General features: G+C 73.6%; 15 protein-coding genes, 1 tRNA gene and 2 pseudogenes. 10 read left to right on the top strand and 8 right to left on the bottom strand.

Annotated features, from left to right (window positions below; genetic code table 11):
* Positions 1 to 92: 92 nt before the first annotated feature.
* The 4 genes from KO717_RS00840 to KO717_RS00825 all read right to left on the bottom strand — a co-directional run bounded on the left by KO717_RS00840 (position 93) and on the right by KO717_RS00825 (position 2,815).
* Entirely contained in the window at positions 93 to 1,331 is a 1,239-nt protein-coding gene (locus tag KO717_RS00840; RefSeq protein WP_437184456.1) for a mannosyltransferase family protein, read from the bottom strand.
* Positions 1,332 to 1,459: 128 nt separating this feature from the next.
* The gene (locus KO717_RS00835) at positions 1,460 to 1,906 is read right to left on the bottom strand and encodes a hypothetical protein (RefSeq protein WP_301363771.1); all 447 of its coding nucleotides are present in this window, start codon (positions 1,904 to 1,906) and stop codon (positions 1,460 to 1,462) included.
* Entirely contained in the window at positions 1,899 to 2,396 is a 498-nt protein-coding gene (locus KO717_RS00830) for a SigE family RNA polymerase sigma factor (RefSeq protein WP_301363770.1), read from the bottom strand. The genes KO717_RS00835 and KO717_RS00830 overlap by 8 nt, the downstream gene beginning before the upstream one ends.
* A gap of 345 nt (positions 2,397 to 2,741) precedes the next feature.
* Positions 2,742 to 2,815 (bottom strand) — tRNA-Met (locus KO717_RS00825).
* Positions 2,816 to 3,103: 288 nt separating this feature from the next.
* On the opposite strand from KO717_RS00825, the gene KO717_RS00820 reads away from it, so the two are divergent.
* Positions 3,104 to 3,307 (top strand): cold-shock protein, encoded by a 204-nt coding sequence (locus KO717_RS00820; RefSeq protein WP_030384970.1) that lies wholly within the window; start codon positions 3,104 to 3,106, stop codon positions 3,305 to 3,307.
* A 170-nt stretch (positions 3,308 to 3,477) separates the two neighbouring features.
* Positions 3,478 to 4,605, top strand: a complete 1,128-nt coding sequence (locus KO717_RS00815) for a serine hydrolase domain-containing protein (protein WP_301363768.1) — start codon at positions 3,478 to 3,480, stop codon at positions 4,603 to 4,605.
* Here KO717_RS00815 and KO717_RS00810 read toward each other — a convergent pair.
* Positions 4,583 to 5,902, bottom strand: a complete 1,320-nt coding sequence (locus KO717_RS00810) for an MFS transporter (RefSeq protein ID WP_301363767.1) — start codon at positions 5,900 to 5,902, stop codon at positions 4,583 to 4,585. The two genes, KO717_RS00815 and KO717_RS00810, sit on opposite strands and share 23 nt — an antisense overlap.
* A gap of 50 nt (positions 5,903 to 5,952) precedes the next feature.
* Between KO717_RS00810 and KO717_RS00805 the strand changes: the two genes are divergently transcribed.
* Positions 5,953 to 6,345, top strand: a complete 393-nt coding sequence (locus KO717_RS00805; RefSeq protein WP_301363766.1) for a MerR family transcriptional regulator — start codon at positions 5,953 to 5,955, stop codon at positions 6,343 to 6,345.
* A gap of 37 nt (positions 6,346 to 6,382) precedes the next feature.
* Here the strand turns inward: KO717_RS00805 and KO717_RS00800 are convergent.
* Positions 6,383 to 7,020, bottom strand: a pseudogene (locus KO717_RS00800) (response regulator).
* Between KO717_RS00800 and KO717_RS37275 the strand changes: the two are divergent.
* From KO717_RS37275 to KO717_RS00785, 3 genes and pseudogenes are all read left to right on the top strand, one after another.
* Positions 6,995 to 7,618: pseudogene (locus tag KO717_RS37275) on the top strand (histidine kinase); the annotation flags it as partial. The pseudogenes KO717_RS00800 and KO717_RS37275 sit on opposite strands and share 26 nt — an antisense overlap.
* A 121-nt stretch (positions 7,619 to 7,739) precedes the next feature.
* Positions 7,740 to 8,561, top strand: a complete 822-nt coding sequence (locus KO717_RS00790) for a sensor histidine kinase (RefSeq protein WP_301363765.1) — start codon at positions 7,740 to 7,742, stop codon at positions 8,559 to 8,561.
* A gap of 39 nt (positions 8,562 to 8,600) precedes the next feature.
* Positions 8,601 to 9,311, top strand: coding sequence for a ribonuclease H family protein (locus KO717_RS00785; protein ID WP_301363764.1), 711 nt, complete (start codon positions 8,601 to 8,603; stop codon positions 9,309 to 9,311).
* On the opposite strand, the gene KO717_RS00780 is transcribed toward KO717_RS00785, so the two are convergent.
* Positions 9,291 to 9,947: a family 16 glycosylhydrolase gene (locus KO717_RS00780; protein ID WP_301374324.1), complete on the bottom strand. Its 657-nt coding sequence runs from the start codon at positions 9,945 to 9,947 to the stop codon at positions 9,291 to 9,293. The genes KO717_RS00785 and KO717_RS00780 overlap by 21 nt on opposite strands.
* Positions 9,948 to 10,247: 300 nt before the next feature.
* Here KO717_RS00780 and KO717_RS00775 point away from each other — a divergent pair, with 300 nt between their 5' ends.
* From KO717_RS00775 to KO717_RS00765, 3 genes are read left to right on the top strand one after another with little or no spacing between them, the layout of a single operon-like run.
* Positions 10,248 to 11,156, top strand: a complete 909-nt coding sequence (locus KO717_RS00775) for a hypothetical protein (RefSeq protein WP_301363763.1) — start codon at positions 10,248 to 10,250, stop codon at positions 11,154 to 11,156.
* Complete coding sequence (locus KO717_RS00770) at positions 11,156 to 13,315, top strand: bifunctional serine/threonine-protein kinase/ABC transporter substrate-binding protein (RefSeq protein ID WP_301363762.1); 2,160 nt, start codon at positions 11,156 to 11,158, stop codon at positions 13,313 to 13,315. The genes KO717_RS00775 and KO717_RS00770 overlap by 1 nt, the downstream gene beginning before the upstream one ends.
* 6 nt (positions 13,316 to 13,321) lie before the next feature.
* The gene (locus KO717_RS00765; RefSeq protein ID WP_301363761.1) at positions 13,322 to 15,475 is read left to right on the top strand and encodes a bifunctional serine/threonine-protein kinase/ABC transporter substrate-binding protein; all 2,154 of its coding nucleotides are present in this window, start codon (positions 13,322 to 13,324) and stop codon (positions 15,473 to 15,475) included.
* 60 nt (positions 15,476 to 15,535) lie between these two features.
* Here KO717_RS00765 and KO717_RS00760 read toward each other — a convergent pair whose 3' ends face one another.
* Positions 15,536 to 16,156, bottom strand: a complete 621-nt coding sequence (locus tag KO717_RS00760) for an L-threonylcarbamoyladenylate synthase (protein WP_030763061.1) — start codon at positions 16,154 to 16,156, stop codon at positions 15,536 to 15,538.
* 115 nt (positions 16,157 to 16,271) lie between these two features.
* Here KO717_RS00760 and KO717_RS00755 point away from each other — a divergent pair, with 115 nt between their 5' ends.
* On the top strand, positions 16,272 to 17,000 hold the full coding sequence (locus tag KO717_RS00755) for a DUF2625 domain-containing protein (protein WP_301363760.1): 729 nt from the start codon (positions 16,272 to 16,274) through the stop codon (positions 16,998 to 17,000).
* Positions 17,001 to 17,019 lie beyond the last annotated feature (19 nt).

Below are 17,019 nucleotides of genomic sequence, written 5' to 3'. Positions count from 1 at the left end.
CCACCGCGCGAGATGGGCCAGTCGGCGCAACGCCGACGACGGACGGACCGGCGGCGTCCGGCCGGGATCCGGCCGGGATCCGAAAGGACGGCCTAGCCGGCCCAACGGCCCGTGAGGAAGGTGATGGCGACCGCGGTGGACAGGGGAGCCACGACGTAGAGATAGGCGGTCCGGATCCGGGGGCGCTTCAGGCTCCAGGAGGCCAGGCCGATCCACAGCGGCCACCACAGGAGGGTGGAGCGGGGCACGGACGTGTACCAGTAGGAGGTGCCCAGGGCCCAGAGGGTGAGGCCGATGTACAGGGCCTCGGGCCAGCGGCGGCCCCGTACCAGCAGGACCAGGAGCAGGACACCGACCACCATGGCCAGGAGTTCGGCCTGCCACATCAGTGCGTACCCGGTCGGGTGGGTGTGGTGGAAGGCGGCTTCCCAGGTGTTCGACCAGGCGTCCCACGGTGTGTGGAAGTCCCGGTACCAGCCGCGTTCCTGGGCGTGCTTCCAGGCCATCCAGTCCCCGGTCCGGGTCTGGAGGTACCAGCTGTAGAGGGCGGGTGCGAGGGCCGGGAGGAGGAGCCACGGGGCCGCGCGCCAGGCGGTGCGGCCGCGGGCGGTCAGGACGAAGTGGAGCGCGAGGGCGGCCGCGAGGAACAGACCTGTGATGCGGACCGAGCAGGCGAGGCAGGCCAGCACCGCGGCCGTCGGCCAGTTCTGACGCTGCGCCGCCAGCCAGGCGGGCAGGGCCAGGGCGAGGAAGAGCGCCTCGGTGTAGCCCGCGGCGAGGAACACGGCGCACGGCGAGAGCAGCAGGAACACCACCGCGCGGCGGCCCGTTTCCAGGTCGGCCAGGTGATGCCGTGCGATCCGGGCGAGAGCCAGGACGGCGACGCCCCCCGAGAGGAACGAGATCAGCGCTCCGGCCGCGGCCCAGTCGGGGACCACGGTGTGAACGGCGCGCAGGGCGAGGGGGAACCCGGGCAGGAAGGCCTCCCGGTTGTCCCAGCCGGCCGTCCAGGGCCCGGCCTGGCCGGGGAAGTAGCCGTCCTGGGCTATGTGGAGGTAGTGCCACCAGTCCCACTGCTGCCAGGTCGAGAGCGGCGAGGCGGGCCGGCGGGCCTCGCCGTCGGCAGGGAACAGCCAGCTGACGGCACCCGCCGTGGCCCAGATGCCGACGCGGGTCAGCAGGTACAGCCACATCACCTCCCGCTCGCCCGGACCGAGCCGCAGGAACGCCGGCAGGCCGCGGCGGGGGCGGCGAACGCCCTCGCGCACGGGCGGCCAGGGGGTGGGCGAGCCCGGACGCTCGACCGGCCGACGGGTGGTTGAAACGGGCATATCGGGATCTCCTGACCGTCTGAAGGCGTGCGGAGTCACCGGCCCTGGTCCAGGCCGGTGTCCGCGGGCGGTGTGCTGCGGGGAGAGTGGGGAGAGTGGGGAGAGGGGCGGGAAGGGCAGGGCAGGGGCTACCTGAGCGGCTGGGGCGGCGTGGGCGACATGCTCGCGGTGGCGGTGCCGGTGGGATCGGGCGGCGTCGTCGTCGTGCTGTGCGGCGGCATCATGCTGTTGAGCGGCGGCGGAGGCGTCGTGTTGCGCGGAGGCGTCATGGAGTTGAGCGTCGGTGCCGTGGAGTTGGGCGGCGGGGGCGGTGCGGACGTCGGGGACGGGGCCGCGGGCGAGGGAGTGGTCGCGGGAAGGGTCGGGCCAGGGTCCCCCGGGAGGAACGCGGACAGGGCCGCGCCGGATCCGGTGAGGACGAGGAAGCAGGCGGCGGCGACACCGGCGATCCGGCGCCGGCGGTGCCGTTCACCGCGCCGCTCGATGACGGCGACGGGCGGGGCCGTGCTCGCGGACTGTCCGGCGGAGGCCGCTTCCCGGAACAGGGACCGCAGCGGGTCGTGGGAGTCAGGCATCGGGAGCCTCCTCAATGCGGGGGTCCTGCAGATGACGGGAGAGCGTGGCCCTGCCCCGGGACAGGTGGGTCTTGACCGTGCTCGCGGACAGCGAGGTCTCGGCGGCGATCTGCTCGACGGTCAGATCGCACACGTAGTGCAGCGCCATGGTCCGGCGCTGTTTCAGGGGCAGTTGCCGCAGCGCTTCGACCAGCGCCACCGCCTCCGGCCCCGGCCCCTCCACGTGACCGGCGGGGGCGGTGCGCTGCCAGGCGTCGGCGGAGCGCCGCCGCCCGCGCCAGCGGCTGACGGCGAGCCGCCACGCGACGGTGCGGATCCACGCCTCGGGCCGGCCGTCACGGTCCAGCTGACGCCGGCGGCCCCACCCCCTGACGAAGGCCTCCTGCACCACGTCCTGCGCCTCGTGGTGGTCGCCGAGCATCACGTAGAGCTGTCCTGTGAGCCGTCCTGCCGCTTGCGCGTAGAACTCCTCGAACTCCTCGATGGTCAAAAAATCGCTCCCGAATCCATGTGTCCCTCTCACCGGGCATACGCCCGCCGCACCCCGTCCGGTCGACACCGGACGACAGATCGTTGTGTGAGTGCCGTCACACGGTGGGTGGGGGTACTCATCGTCGCGGCGGCCAGAACGGGGTGGAGTGCCGGCGCCACGGGCCACCGGGTGACGCGGCCCCGGGCCCGGCGCCCGGCGCCCGACCCCGACCCCGGCCCCCGTGCCCGGCCCGATCCCGATTCCGGCCCCGGGTCCGCGCGGTCGGGCCGCGCCGCGCGAGGGAGAAGGGCCCGGCACAGCAGAAGGGCCCGGATCCATGAGGATCCGGGCCCTTCCGAGTAGTAGCGGGGACAGGATTTGAACCTGCGACCTCTGGGTTATGAGCCCAGCGAGCTACCGAGCTGCTCCACCCCGCGTCGGTAGACCTCACACTACGGCATCCAGGAGGCGCTCCTCGACGCATTTACGGGCGGCCGCGCCCGGAGTGTGGGCGAAAGGGCTGAATCTCGCCCCGAAGGCGAGATCATTCCCCCTGGTGACAGTGCGTGCAGGCGTGTACCTTCACGGGTAGCTGTCGTGGTTCCAAGTGCCTTGCCCGTGCCCTTTGGTGTGGGCAGTTTTGCTGTGTTGTGCCGTAGGACCAGGGCGATCACCTCCGTCTTCCACGCCGTGTGGAAGACGTACGTCAACGGGAAGGCATGAACATGGCTACGGGAACTGTGAAGTGGTTCAACTCGGAAAAGGGCTTCGGCTTCATCGCCCAGGACGGCGGCGGCCCGGACGTCTTCGCCCACTACTCGGCGATCAACGCCTCTGGCTACCGTGAGCTCCAGGAGGGTCAGGCCGTGACCTTCGACATCACGCAGGGCCAGAAGGGCCCGCAGGCGGAGAACATCACCCCCGCCTAGTCCCGGACGACGGCCCGGTCTGACCGCCGGGCTCCGGAGAACCGTTTCCCCGTACCGCCCCTTCGCTGAACGGGCCACGGGGAAAGATCAGGGCCGTGCGGCCTCGCCGCACGGCCCTGATCCGTCTCCCAGGCTCCGCGCGGTGCCATGATGCCCGGGTGGATCACAGCGTGAGCACGGATGCGCAGGCGCGGGTCGGCGGGATCCTCCAACGGCTCGTCGACTCCGGTCAGGAGAGCGGCCTCCAGGTGGCGGCCTATCTGGACGGCGAGCCGATCGTCGACGCCCACGCGGGCTGGATCGACCGGCCCGGCGGGCGCCCGGTCCGTTCCGACACGCTGATTCACAGCTTCTCCACCGGCAAGGGCTTCACCGCGACCCTGGTGCACGTGCTCGCCGAGCGCGGACTGATCGACTACGACACACCCATCGCCCACTACTGGCCCGAGTTCGGCGCGCACGGCAAGGAGCGGGCCACCGTACGGCACGCCCTCACGCACGCCGTCGGAGTACCGCAGCTCCCCTCCGCCCTCACACCGGAGGAGCTCTGCGACTGGGACACCATGTGCGCGACCGTCGCGGCCGCGGAGCCCCTGTGGGAGCCGGGCTCCGCCAGCGGGTACCACGGCTGGACCTTCGGCTGGATCCTCGGCGAGACCGTGCGCCGCATCACCGGCCTGACCCCGGCCGAGGCCCTGCGCACGTACGTGAGCGGGCCGCTCGGGGTGGCCGACGAGCTCTACTTCGGCCTGCCCGAGAGCGAGCTCGCCCGTACGGCGCCGCTGGTGGAGGGCAACTGGGCGGCCGGGCTGGAAGCCCTTCCCGCCTCCGCGCCCTTCCGCCGGTACGTCGCCCCGAACCGCACCGTGTGGACCGTCGCCGAACTCGCCAACCGCCGCGCCTACCTGCTGGCCGACCTGCCCGCGTGCGGCACCACGACCGCGCGGGCCGCCGCCCGGCTGTACGCCGCCCTGACCGGTGAGGTCCAGGGCGTGCGGCTGATGTCACCACAACGGGTGGCACTGGCGGCGGAGGTGGCGGTCGAGGGCAGGGACCTGATGCTCCTCGGCAGGTACGCCAAGGGGCTCGGCTACTTCGTCGGCCTGCCCCAGATGGCCGGCGAACGCACGGCATTCGGCCACCACGGAAGCGGCGGCAGCATTGCCTTCGCGGACCGCGCCCGCGGCCTGTCCTTCAGCCTCACCCGCACCCGCCTGGTGGGCGGCGCCGCCGACACGGCCGCCCGGACGGTGGCGGACGAGATCAGGTCGGCCGTCACAGGGGCGCAGGGGTCCTGACGCGCCGCAGCCCCCGGACCCGGACCGCGGCCCCGATCACGGCGAGTGCGACGGTAGCGATCCCCGACGCGGCCAGCACCTGCCGGGGCCCGAGGAGCGCGATCATTGGGCCGCCGAGCGCGGTGCCCACCGGGCCGGCGGTCAGGAGGGCGGCGCTGCGGGCCGCGAGGACCGTGGTCAGCGAGGCAGCCGGGGTGCGTTCCTGGAAGAGGGTGTAGGACAGCGCCGTGAACGGCCCGTAGATCAGGCCGCCGAGGGTGAAGCAGGCCAGGGTGACGGCCGCGGGCGCGCCGAGGCCGAACGGCACGAGCGCCAGCCCCCAGCCCGCGACGATCCCCAGCGTGACGGGCCAGAGCGGGAACCGCCGCAGGGCGCCCGCGGCCAGGCCGCCCAGCACGGCGCCCGCTCCGAACAGCGTCCAGTACAGCCCGAGCAGGCCCGCCCCGGCATGCAGGTCGTCGGTGACGTGCAACGGGAGCGCGACCTCCGCCGGCCCGTAGAGGAAGTTGAAGAACCAGGTCAGGGCCAGGACGCCGAGGAGCTCGGGCTGCTTGCGCAGCAGGCGCAGGCCGGCCGCCGATCGGTCGGCGTCGACCGGCGCGGCCGTCGCCTCCTTCCCGTCCTTCTCGTCCTTCTCGTCCCTCCCTCCTTTCCCTTCCTTCCCGTCCTGTCCGGCCGCCGTGCCCCGCAGCCGCCCGACCTGGGCTGCGAGCACGGCGAAGGACAGCGCGTCGAGCCCGATGAGCCAGGCAGGACTGATCACCGCCGCCAGGAACCCGGCGAGCGCCGGGCCGACGACGATGGAGGCCGAGACGCTGGAACTGACCAGTGCGTTGGCGGCCAGCCGCTGGTCGGGCGGAAGGATCTGCGCGAGCAGGGAGTACCTGCCCGCGTTCCCCCAGGCGTGCAGGACGGACGAGCCCGCGAGCAGGGCCACGTACAGCACCGGGTGCAGCACCCCAGCGGCCCAGGCCAGCGGCACACAGCCGAGGAGCACCGCGCGGATCCGGCTGTCGGCCGCCAGCAGCCGCCCGGCCGGAAGCCGGCGCAGCCAGCGCCCGAAGAGCAGTGCTCCGGCGGCCCCCGGAAGCGCGTACGCGGCGAGCGCGGCACCCAGGAGCAGCCCGGACCGGCCCGGGGGCGCGATCTCGATGGCCAGCCACGCCACGGCGACCACGCTCATCCCGTCACCGAGATCGGAGGCCGCCAGCGCGGGCAGCAGCCGCCGGAAGTCGGCATGGGCGAACAGCGGCCGATAGGTGCGGGGGAGGAGACGAGTTGTCTGTACGGGAGTCACCAGGTCAGACTCATGGTTCAAGCGCACTTGAGGTCAAGGGGGAGTGACGGGTGCGACAGCTGGGGATCGGTGAGCTCGCTCGGCAGGTGGGGATGCAGCCCTCGGCGCTGCGCTACTACGAGAGCGTCGGCCTGCTCCCGCCCGCCGAACGGGCCGCGGGCCGGCGCGTCTACCCGGCCGGCACCGTGCGGCGGCTCGCGCTGATCAAGATGGCCCAGCGGGCCGGATTCACCCTCGCCGAGATCCGCGGCCTGCTCGACGGCGACGCCGAGCGCGGCGCCACCCGGCAGTGGCGTGCCCTCGCCGAGAGCAAGCTCCCCGAACTGGACCGGTTCATCGAGCAGACGAAGATCCTGCGGGACGCCGTCGCCGACTGCCTGGCCTGCGGATGCATGAACTTCGAGAAGTGTGCACTGCTCGCCGCCGAAGGACCCGGCTCCTGACCGGTGAAGCCGAAGCCGGCCCTGGTCGACGCCCCGCTCAAGGACCTGTCCGGCGGCCCCGTACGGCGAGCCCGGCCTCGTACGCGGCGATCGCCGCCTCGACCCGGTTCCGCACCCCGAGCTTGCCCAGGATCGCGCTCACATGGGCCTTCACCGTGCCCTCGACCAGGAGGAGGCGAGCGGCGATCTCGGCGTTGGACAGACCCGCGCCGAGCAGCGCCAGGACGTCGTTCTCCCGTTCCGTCAGCCTCTCCAGGGCGTTCCGGGCGGGCACACCGCCCGCCGTCCGCCCGCTGCGCAGTCCGGCGATGACCCGGGAGGCGACCTTCGGCGAGAGGTACGCGCCGCCCGCGGCCACCGCGTGCACACCCGCCAGCAGTTCCCGGGGATCGTCCGCCTTGAGCAGGAACCCGCTGGCCCCTCGCGCAGGGCGCGGCCGATGAACTCGTCCTCGCCGAAGGTGGTCAGCATGATCACCGCAGTGCCGGGCAGCTCCTGATGGATCCGTGCGGCCGCCGCGATGCCGTCGAGCCGGGGCATCTGGATGTCGAGCAGGGCGACCGCGGGCCGGAGCCGGCGTACGGCGTCGAGGGCCTCGTGCCCGTCGGCCGCCTCGGCGACGACCTCGATCTGCGGATCCCGAGCCAGGATGGCGCGCACACCGGCCCGGACCATCGGTGCAGTGCCGACAGCCGCAGGGCGGGGTCCGGCCGCACGGGACGCGGCGCTGTGGGCGGCCATGGCGGGCGCCGCGGTCCTCGCCCACCGGGAAGCGGCCCATCCCTCGCCCGCCCTCGGTCTGGTCCCGCCGCTCCTGGTCCTGGCCGCGGCGGTGCCCGCCGCCCGGACCCGGCCCGGGGCGGCCGTGTTCCTCGCCGACGCGGTGGTCGCCTCGGGCCTGACCGATCCGACCCCGACGGCGAGTCCGTACCTGACGGCACTGGCCGTACTGGCCTACCTCCTCGGCCTCCGGGTCGACCGTACGGGGCCGGCGCCGGCGCTGTTCGCAGCCTGCACGGTCATCGACCTCGCGCTCTGCGCCCTCCTGGGCGTCGGCGCCGTGCATTGGTTCTACGCGATGTCGTTCATCCCCGCGGCCCTCCTGCTGCCCTGGCCGGCCGGTCGCTACCGGCAGGCCAGGCTGGACCTGGTGCACGAGGGCTGGCAGCGGGCGCGCAGCCTCGAACAGCGGCAGCGGTCCGTGGCCGAGCAGGCCCGGCTGCGGGAACGGACCCGGATCGCCTCCGACATGCACGACTCACTGGGCCACGAACTGAGCCTGATCGCCCTGCGCGCCGGGGCGCTGGAACTCTCGCCCACGCTGACCGGCCAGGACCGGGCCCGTCGGAGTGCTGCGCGACGGCTCCGACGGGGAGGATCCGACGGCCTCGTCCGTGGAACCCGTGGAGGAACTCGTCGCCCGGACGCGGGAGTCCGGGGTCACGGTGCACCTGCGGCGGGAAGGTCCGGACCGGGCCCTGCCGCCGCTGGCCGAACGCAGCGCGTACCGCGTGGTCCAGGAGTCGCTGACCAATGCGATCAAGCACGCACCCGGCAGCACGGTCCATGTCAGCATCGCCCGGCAGGCGGACCGGACCGAGGTGCGGGTGACCAACACCGCGCCGCGGACCGGCTCGCCGTCCGCCGGCCCGGGTTCCGCCGCCGGGCGGGCCCCGGGCCACCGCGGGCTGGCCGGCCTGCGCGAACGGGTCCGGCTCATCGGCGGAACGCTGCACGCCGCACCCCGGGAAGGCGGCTTCGAGGTCCTCGCCACCCTGCCCGACCAGGTGAACCCGGAGCGCGCGGGAAGTACGGGGGAGCTCCGGGAGCGGACCGGCTCGGAATCGGCGCAGCGGCTTGCCGCCGCCCGGCGCGGCGCCCGCCTCCGGTTCGTCGCCGCGTTCGCCGCCCCCGCCGGCTTCGCCCTCGTGGCACTCGCCTCCTGCGCCCTTCCGGCCCACCAGCTGACCACGTGTGTCCTGCGCCCCGCGGACTTCGCCGCGGTCCGGGTCGGCCAGGATCTCGACGAAGTGGTCCGGTTCCTTCCGGAGCAGGAGTTCCGGTACGTACCGGACGCCGTCCGGGCGCTGCCCGTACCCCCTGGGACCGTGTGCGCGTACTACCGATCGAACGGCAACCTCCTTGACCAGGTCGACGTGTACCGGCTCTGCTGCACGGGCTCCCGGCTGGCGGCCAAGGACGTGCTGCCGGGCTGAGCGATCGGGGAGACCCGCCGGATGAGGCATGATCGGGGGATGTCTGATCGCATCATCGCCGCCTGTGACGGAGCGGCCAAAGGTAATCCCGGGCCCGCCGGCTGGGGTTGGGTCATCGCCGACGCCCAGGGACGTCCCGAGCGCTGGGAGGCCGGGCCGCTGGGGCGGGCCACCAACAACATCGGGGAGCTGACCGCCCTCCAGCGGCTGCTGGAGGCGGTGGACCCGGGGACGCCCGTCGAGGTGCGGATGGACTCCCAGTACGCGATGAAGGCCGTGACCCAGTGGCTGCCGGGCTGGAAGCGCAACGGGTGGAAGACCGCCTCCGGCCAGCCGGTGGCCAACCGTGAACTCGTCGAGGCGATCGACCGGCTGCTGGCCGACCGTGACGTCACCTTCCAGTACGTTCCGGCACACCGTGAGGACGGCGACCGGCTGAACGCGATCGCCGACCAGGCCGCCAGCGACGCGGCGATCAGGCAGGAGGCCGCCGGTACGGCTCTCGGCAGCCCGGAGATGCCGGTTCCGGCTCCGGTCGCGGCGTCCCCCGCGCGCCGCAAGGCGGCCGCGCCGGGGAAGCGTACGTCCGCGGGCACCGCGACCGGTGGCGGAGGGTCCCGGGCCATCAAGGCGAAGTTCCCCGGCAGTTGCGCCTGCGGAAAGCCCTACGCGGCCGGTGACCTGATCACCAAGAACGGCAGCCGGTGGGGTCACCAGGCCTGCGGCGCTCTAGGGTCGGTGGACGCGTAGGTACTCCACCTCGTAGGACATCTGCGAGACGCCCGGCTCGGGCGCCGGGTGGTAGCGGCCGGCGCACACGGACAGGTTGACGATGAGGTACGCCCGCCAGTTGCGCCCGACGCCCCGGCGGTCGGCGAAGACGCGGGTGCCGTTGACCCACCACACGACCGAGCGCGATCCGAACTCGACCTTGAGGTCCACCCAGCCGCCGGGGGTGATGGAGGAATCCCGGTGGTAACGCGAGCCGCCCTTGACGTGGTTGGAGAGTTCGAGCAGGTCGGGGTTGTCGGGGTGGTACTCGAAGACGTCGATCTCGTTGCCGCCGTCCCGCCAGGTCCAGATCGCCGGCCAGGCTCCGATCTCGGAGGGCAGCCGCACCCGGGACTCCAGCACGTCGCCGGTCCGCACCATGAACCCCTCGCTGCTGCCCTCGGTGGTCAGCAGGCCCGCGTTCCACTTGCCGTCCGGGCGGCGGGTGGCCCGGAACGTGCCGGTACGGCTGTAGGAGGGGTCGGCCACGAGATAGTCGAGTTTGTTGTCGCCGGTGTTGGTGGGGCCGCCGTTCGGATAGGCCCAGGACCGGCCGGCGATCCACTGGGAGGTCGATCCGAAGTCCGCGGTGAAGACCGGGGCCCGGGCGCTCAGCGGTGCGGCCCCACTGTCGGGGGTACCGGTGAAGCGTCCCTTGAGCCGTCGGAGCCAAGTGAGAACCTGAGTGAGCACGAGCGGCTCCTTCCCCATGGGTTGACGCTCTTGCAGCATGCCCGGCCGCGAAGCAATACATACCGGTGGACCGGTTTGTCTTTGACCCTCTTCGGCGATCTCGCCGTCGACGTCGCCCACCAGGGGCAGGGGCATGGGCCGCGAACTCATCCTCGGCTTCGCCTCAACATGCGTTTCCCGTAAGCAAGTTAACCGCGTCTGCGGCGGGGTACGATCCGTGCCGTGGGGGGACTGGTAGGACAGAGCAGAGGGAAGGCCGTCCTGCGCGCCTGCGGCTGCGCGGTGGCGGGTCTGTTCCTGATCGCCGGGTGCACGGCCGACGGCACGCCGAAGGGCGGCACGGCGAGCGGCACCCCGGGCACATCGGCCACGCCGTCGGGCACGCCGTCGGGCACCGGCGGTCCGGGCACGGGAGGTCCGGGTCCGGGCAGCACCGGCGCGAGCAGCACCCCGGCCGCCCGGCCGGGCAGTTCCGTCCCGATCCCGATGCCGCCGGTCGACGAGTCCAAGCAGCCGAAGACGGCCGCCGAGGCCCGCGCCCTGCTCGGCCGGATCATCATCGCCGAGCACGACCTCGGGTCCGAGGTCGTGCGCAACACCCCGTTCGAGAGCGATCCCGGCCGCTGGCCCGTGCTCGACGAGAGCTGCGTCTGGCAGACCGAGGGCCTGCCGGCCGACGTGCTCGCCACGAGCACCCGCCACTTCCACGTCCCGGCCAAGGACGGCCGCGGCCGCGTACGGATCAACGCCACGGTCACCGTCCACCACAATCGCGAGGAATCCGGCTGGGAGACCGCCCGCGCCATGGAAGAGGTCCTGCGGTGCCCGGACCAGAAGCTGCGTGAGGGCGAGGACCTCAAGAGCCTGTGGGGCGGCGCCTTCTATCTCGGCGAGCAGATGAACGCCTGGACCGAGGACGCCTTCACCGAGTCCGGCAAGTACGTCAACGCGCAGGACGGCGGGCCCTACGACTACACCTGGTCCCAGGCCCAGTTCGGGCCCGTCACCGTGGCCATCTCCGCCAAGGGCGCGGAGGGCATCACCATCGGCGACCTGAACGCCTACGTGGCCCGGGGCACCGGCCAGATGATGATCCAGGCCAAGCAGGAGCTCGGAAAGGCGGCGGGCTGATGGAGCCGCTCCACCCCTCTGACCCCTCCCGGATCGGCGGACACCGGCTCCTCGGGCGCCTCGGCGCCGGCGGCATGGGCGTCGTCTACCTCGGCCGGACCGACGACGGTGCGCTCGCCGCGGTCAAGGTGATCCGCGCCGAGTACGCCGAGGAGGCCGACTTCCGGGCCCGTTTCCGCCGCGAGGCCGAGATCGCCGCCGAGGTGGACAGCCCGTGGGCCGTCCGCGTCACCGGCGCCGACCCGGACGCCGCCGAACCGTGGCTCGCCACCTCCTTCGTCGCCGGCCCCTCCCTCGCCGAGGCCGTCGCGGCCCACGGCCCGCTCCCGCTGCGCGCCGTACGGATCCTCGGCAAGGCCCTGGGCCAGGCCCTCGCGGTGATGCACGAGCAGGGACTCGTACACCGCGACGTGAAGCCCGGAAACGTCCTCCTCGGTATGGACCGGCCCCGGCTGATCGACTTCGGGATCGCCCGCGGCGGCGAGCACACCGCCCTGACCTCCGCCGACGCCGTACTCGGCACCCCCGGCTTCCTCCCGCCCGAACAGGCCGAGGGCCGCCCCGCCGAACCGGCCGGCGACGTCTTCTCGCTCGGCTGCCTCCTCGCGTACGCCGCCACCGGACGGCTGCCCTTCGGCACCGGCACCGTCGACGCCGTGCTCTACCGCACGGTCCACGACGAGCCCGAATTCGGCCCCGAGGTCCTCGCCGACCCCGAACTCACCGCCCTGCTGCGGACCTGCGTCGCCAAACACCCCGACATCCGCCCCGGCGCGCGCGAGCTCGACGCGGCACTGACCGAGGACACCCCGGGGGAGGGCACCGACTGGCTGCCCGACCCGGTCGTCGCCACCATCGCCGCACGCGCCGCCGCGCTGCTCGCCCTGCCCGGCATCGACGAGACCGTCGCCGACCCGGACGCCGCCCCCGCACCCGGCACGGCCGCGGCGCCCTCCCGCAGGCGGTTCCTCGCCCTCGCCTCCGGCGGCGCCGTCCTCGCGGCCGGCGGCGGCCTGGCCGCCTGGCTGGCGCTGCGCGACCAGGACAAACCCGGGAATCAGGCCGCGGACGCCCCGCGCCAGTGGGTGATCGGTGTGCACGCCGACCTCTCCGGCCCGCAGAAGGCCGCCGGACAGGCCCAGGAGCGCGGGGTGCGCCTCGCCGTCGACGCCTTCAACTCCCGCAAGGACAAGCCCTTCACGCTCACCGTCGCCACCGCCGACGACGCCGGGAAGGCTGAGCGCTCGGCGGCCGCCGCCACCGGACTCATCGCCAACCGCGACCTGTTCGCCGTGGTCGGCCCCACCGGCAACGACTCAGTGATCCCGTGCCTGGAACTCTACGGCGAGAGCTCCGTCCCCCTGGTGACCGTGTCCGCCCTGGCGACGACCTTCAGCATCACCGACCGGCGCAGCTTCTTCCAGAGCTGCCCGATCTCCTCGTCCCAGGCCGCCGCGGTCAACCTGCAGCTCGCCGGGAAGCAGGGCGTCCGGCGGATGGGCATCCTCAGCGACCGCGGCGGGGACACGGACACCTGGCAGGCGGCCCAGCTCATGGGCCGCACCATCGCCTACTTCGCACCCGAGGCCACCTACTACGGGCGCGTCGTCCCGCGCGGAGCCACCGACCTGGCCCCGGTGGTCACCGACCTTCTCGCGCACGGCATCGACGGCTTCTTCTACACCGGCACCCCGGCCGGCGGGGCCAAGGTCGCCGGGCTGCTGGCCGCCGCCGGCTTCCAGGGCCCCCGGGCGGCCGACTACACCATCGCCGGCCCCGACTTCCTCGGCGCGGCCGGCCAGGCGGCCGAAGGCTGGCAGTTCTTCACGCCGTACACGGGCCCGGAGGCCCCCGAGGTCGCGGAGATGACCCGCGCGCACCGGGCGGCGTACGGATCGGCCCCCGACATCTGGACCGCGGAGGCCTTCGACGCCACCCGCCTGATCATCGACCGGCTGGTCACCACCGCGGCGGGCGGTCGGCGCCCGACCCGCGCCGGGCTGCTGACCGCGCTCACCCAGGGCACCTTCCGCGGGCTGACCAAGGAATACACCTTCGACGACCGACAGCAGGTCAAAGGCAACATCTACTTCATGCACAAGGTGGAGGGGGGCCGGATGCGCTACGTCGGCCCGGCCGTCCAGCCCGCGGCAGGGTAGCCCAGGATGCGCCCCCTCACCCCCGCCGATCCCGCCGAGATCGGCGGCAACCGGCTGCTGGGACGCCTCGGTTCGGGCGGCATGGGCACCGTGTACCTCGCCCGCTCCGCCGCCGGCACCCTGGTCGCGGTCAAGGTCATCCGCGCCGACCACGCCGCGAACCCGGACTTCCGCGCCCGGTTCCGGCGCGAGGTGGAGGCCGCCGGGCAGCTGACCGGGCGCTGGGTGGTCCCGGTCGTCGCCGCCGACCCGCAGGCGCGCGAGCCCTGGCTGGCCACCCCCTACGTCCCCGGGCCCTCCCTGGCCGAGGCCGTAGGAGGGTACGGTCCGCTGCCCGTCCGGGCGGTACGGACGCTGGGCGCGCGGCTCGCCGAGGCGCTGGCGCAGGTGCACGCCGCCGGACTGGTCCACCGCGACGTCAAACCGGGCAACATCCTGCTCGCCCCGGACGGGCCCCGGCTGATCGACTTCGGGATCGCGCGGGCCGAGGGCGCGGTCACGCTGACCGCCGTGGACGCCGTCCTCGGCACCCCGGGCTACCTGGCACCGGAACAGGCCCGCACGGACGGCGCCGTGGCGGGCGCCCCGAGCGATGTGTTCTCCCTCGGCTGCGTCCTGGCGTACGCGGCGACCGGGCACGGTCCCTTCGGCGGCGGGCACGCGGCCGCGGTGGTCTACCGCACGGTGCACGACGAGCCCGAACTCTCCGGACTGCCAACCGAGTTGCTCGACACCGTGCTGTCCTGTCTGGCGAAGGACCCGGAGGCCCGGCCGACCCCGGACCAGCTGGGCGCCGTACTCGGGGACGACCTCGCCGGCCCGGACGGCGAGGACTGGCTGCCGCCCCCGCTGCCCCGCCTCATCGCCGAGCGTTCCACCAGGGCCCTGGACCTGCCCGTCCCGGAACCGACCCGGATCGACGCGCCGGAGGCGGCCGCCCGTGGCCTCACGCGCAGACGGCTGCTCGGCGCCGGCGCGGGCCTGGCCGTCATCGGCGCGCCGGTCGCCTGGTTCACCACCCGCGGCCGGGCCCGCGGCACGACACCCCCGCCCGAGCGCGAACTCGCCACCCACACCCTCGCCCTCCAGGCCGACCTGACCGGGCCCGGCAAGGAGATCGGCCAGGCCCACGAGCGCGGCATGAAGCTCGCCGTGGAACGGCACAACAGCCGGTCGGACGCCGCGTTCCGGCTGGCCCTGCGCGTCGCCGACGACGGCGGGGACGCCACGCGCGCCGCCCAGGTGGTCAAGGAGCTGGCCGCAGACCCCGCGGTGGTCGCACTCACCGGCCCCACCTGGGACGCGGTCGTGCCCCAGATGGCCGCTGCCTGCGACGCGGCCGATCTCGCCCTGCTGCTCGTGTCCGCCGACAGCCCCGAGACCGCGACCTCCCGGCAGGGATGGCGCACGGTGGTCGCCACCCGCCCGGCCGGCGACCAGCTCGCCCTCCCCGTGATCGACTGCTTCAGCCGGATACGGCCCGTCCGCCGCACGGGCCTGGTGGAGGACGTCGAAGGCGGCGAGCCCGCCTTCCCGGTCGTCCGGCACCTGCAGCAGTCACCGCCGTCGCAGGGCACGGTCACCGTCCATCGGATCCCCGCGGGGAGCTCCGACTTCGCCGGCGCCGTACGCGCGCTGACCGAGGCCGGGGCCGAGGCCGTCGTCTACGCCGGCACCTCGGCGCAGCGCGCGGCCACGATGGCCCGCGCCCTCACCGAAGGCGGATTCCAGGGCCGGCGGATGGGCATCCAGCACGCCATGGAACCGGCCTTCCTCACGGATGCCGGTCCGGCCGCCGAGGGCTGGCTGTTCGCCTCCCTCTTCACCGACCCGCTCGCCGTCCCCGCCGCCGCCGAGTTCGTCGCCGCCCACCGCGCCGCCTACGGGACCCCGCCCGCCCGCTGGGCCACCGAGGCCTACGACGCCGTGGGGCTGCTCGCCGCGACCCTGGCCGGCCTGGAGAAGGAGGGGCGGGACCGGGCGGGCGTGACCCGGCGGATCTTCCGGACGGCCCACGAGGGCCTGGCCAAGCCGCTGTCCTTCGACACCAACTCCCACGTGCTGACCAGAACCCGCACCGCCCACCTCTACCAGGTCGAATCCGGCGCGTACCGGTACCTGGGCATCTACCCGGACGTGAGCCCCGCGTCCGTGCGGTGAACGGGGCCAGGGGGCTCCGGGCTCCGGGTCTGCGGGCTCCGGGTCTGCCCGCTCCGGCGGCTACTCGAACCGGGTGGTGTCACCCGCGCCCCGGCGCACGATCTCGACCTCGCCACCGGAGAAGTCGATCACGGTGGTCGGTTCGGTACCGCAGTCGCCCGAGTCCAGCACGGCGTCCACCTCGTGGTCGAGCCGCTCCTTGATCTCCCAGCCCTGAGTCATCGGCTCGGGCTCGTCGGGCAGCAGCAGGGTGCTGGAGAGCAGCGGCTCGCCGAGCTCGGCGAGCAGGGCCTGCGTGACGACGTGGTCGGGGATCCGGACTCCGACCGTCTTCTTCTTCGGGTGCAGCAGCTGGCGCGGCACCTCCGAGGTCGCGGGGAGGATGAACGTGTAACTGCCGGGGGTCGCCGCCTTGATGGCGCGGAACACGTCGTTGTCGATCTGTACGAACCGGCCCAGCTGCGCGAAGTTCTGGCACACGAGGGTGAAGTGGTGACGGTCGTCCAGATTGCGGATCGACCGGATCCGGCTGATGCCGTCGCGGTTGCCCAGCTGGCAGCCCAGCGCGAAGCAGGAGTCGGTCGGGTATGCGACGAGCTTCCCGCCGCGGATCATGTCGACCACGCTGTCGATGGTGCGCCGCTGGGGATTCTCGGGGTGTACGTCGAAGTATTTCGCCATCCGCCGAGCGTACGCGGTCGGGACCCCGGCGCCGGAACGGCCCGGCGGGCCTGCCTGCGGCCCTGCCTGCGGCCCTGCCCGCCGGGACGCGCGGGACGGGTGCGACGATGCGCGGATGCGCACGCTGAACGAGCTGATCGACGTCGACGGTCCCGCCTGGCCCGAGCTGAGCGCGGAACTCGGCGCGGGATCCGTTCCGGTGGAGGTCCTGCCGGCCGATCCCGCCCTCGCCCGCGCGTCGCTCCTCCAGCTGCAGGTCACGGCACGGTCGTACCTGGGCGCGGTGACACTGCACTGCGGTGGCCTGCTCCTGGACGACGGCTGGCTGCGCGTCCTCGGCAGCCCCGCCGCCGACCGCTCCCGGGGACTGCCCGGACTCGCACAGGCCAACGCCTTCCCGTCGCTGTTCGACCCCGACTGGTGCCCGGATGCCGGGCTGGTCGTGGCGTACGACGTGCTGGGCGGGGTCTTCGCCCTGAACGGCGCGCGTCCCGCCGACAGCGGCCGCCCCGGAGGACCGGGCGAGATCGTCTACTTCGCGCCCGACGCGCTGCGCTGGGAGGCCCTAGGGGCCGGATATGCGGCCTGGCTGTCCTGGCTGCTGTCCGGAGCCCTCGACCAGTTCTACGCCGACCTGCGCTGGCCCGGATGGCGGGCGGAAGCCGCGGTGCTGAACGGCGGCCGGGGACTGTCGCTCTACCCTCCCCTGTGGTCCGCCGAGGGCCGCCGCGACCTGGCGGCGACCAGCCGTCGCGCCGTCCCCATGGCGGAGCTGCTGGGCTTCGCGCGGGAAACCGGGCAGCAGTTCGACGGGGTCGACCCGGGATTCATGGGCACGGTCTGACGGGGTCCGGGGATCCGGG

This window comes from Streptomyces xanthophaeus (assembly GCF_030440515.1).
Lineage (GTDB): Bacteria > Actinomycetota > Actinomycetes > Streptomycetales > Streptomycetaceae > Streptomyces > Streptomyces kutzneri.
This window is presented reverse-complemented; position numbering and strand designations above follow the sequence as displayed.

Excerpts from the sequence above, each read along its gene's own strand:
- KO717_RS00840 (WP_437184456.1), bottom strand. The coding sequence starts at position 1,331 with ATGCCCGTTTCAACCACCCGTCGGCCGGTCGAGCGTCCGGGCTCGCCC.
- KO717_RS00835 (WP_301363771.1), bottom strand. The coding sequence starts at position 1,906 with ATGCCTGACTCCCACGACCCGCTGCGGTCCCTGTTCCGGGAAGCGGCC.
- KO717_RS00820 (WP_030384970.1), top strand. The coding sequence starts at position 3,104 with ATGGCTACGGGAACTGTGAAGTGGTTCAACTCGGAAAAGGGCTTCGGC.
- KO717_RS00785 (WP_301363764.1), top strand. The coding sequence starts at position 8,601 with ATGTCTGATCGCATCATCGCCGCCTGTGACGGAGCGGCCAAAGGTAAT.
- KO717_RS00770 (WP_301363762.1), top strand. The coding sequence starts at position 11,156 with ATGGAGCCGCTCCACCCCTCTGACCCCTCCCGGATCGGCGGACACCGG.
- KO717_RS00765 (WP_301363761.1), top strand. The coding sequence starts at position 13,322 with ATGCGCCCCCTCACCCCCGCCGATCCCGCCGAGATCGGCGGCAACCGG.
- KO717_RS00760 (WP_030763061.1), bottom strand. The coding sequence starts at position 16,156 with ATGGCGAAATACTTCGACGTACACCCCGAGAATCCCCAGCGGCGCACC.
- KO717_RS00755 (WP_301363760.1), top strand. The coding sequence starts at position 16,272 with ATGCGCACGCTGAACGAGCTGATCGACGTCGACGGTCCCGCCTGGCCC.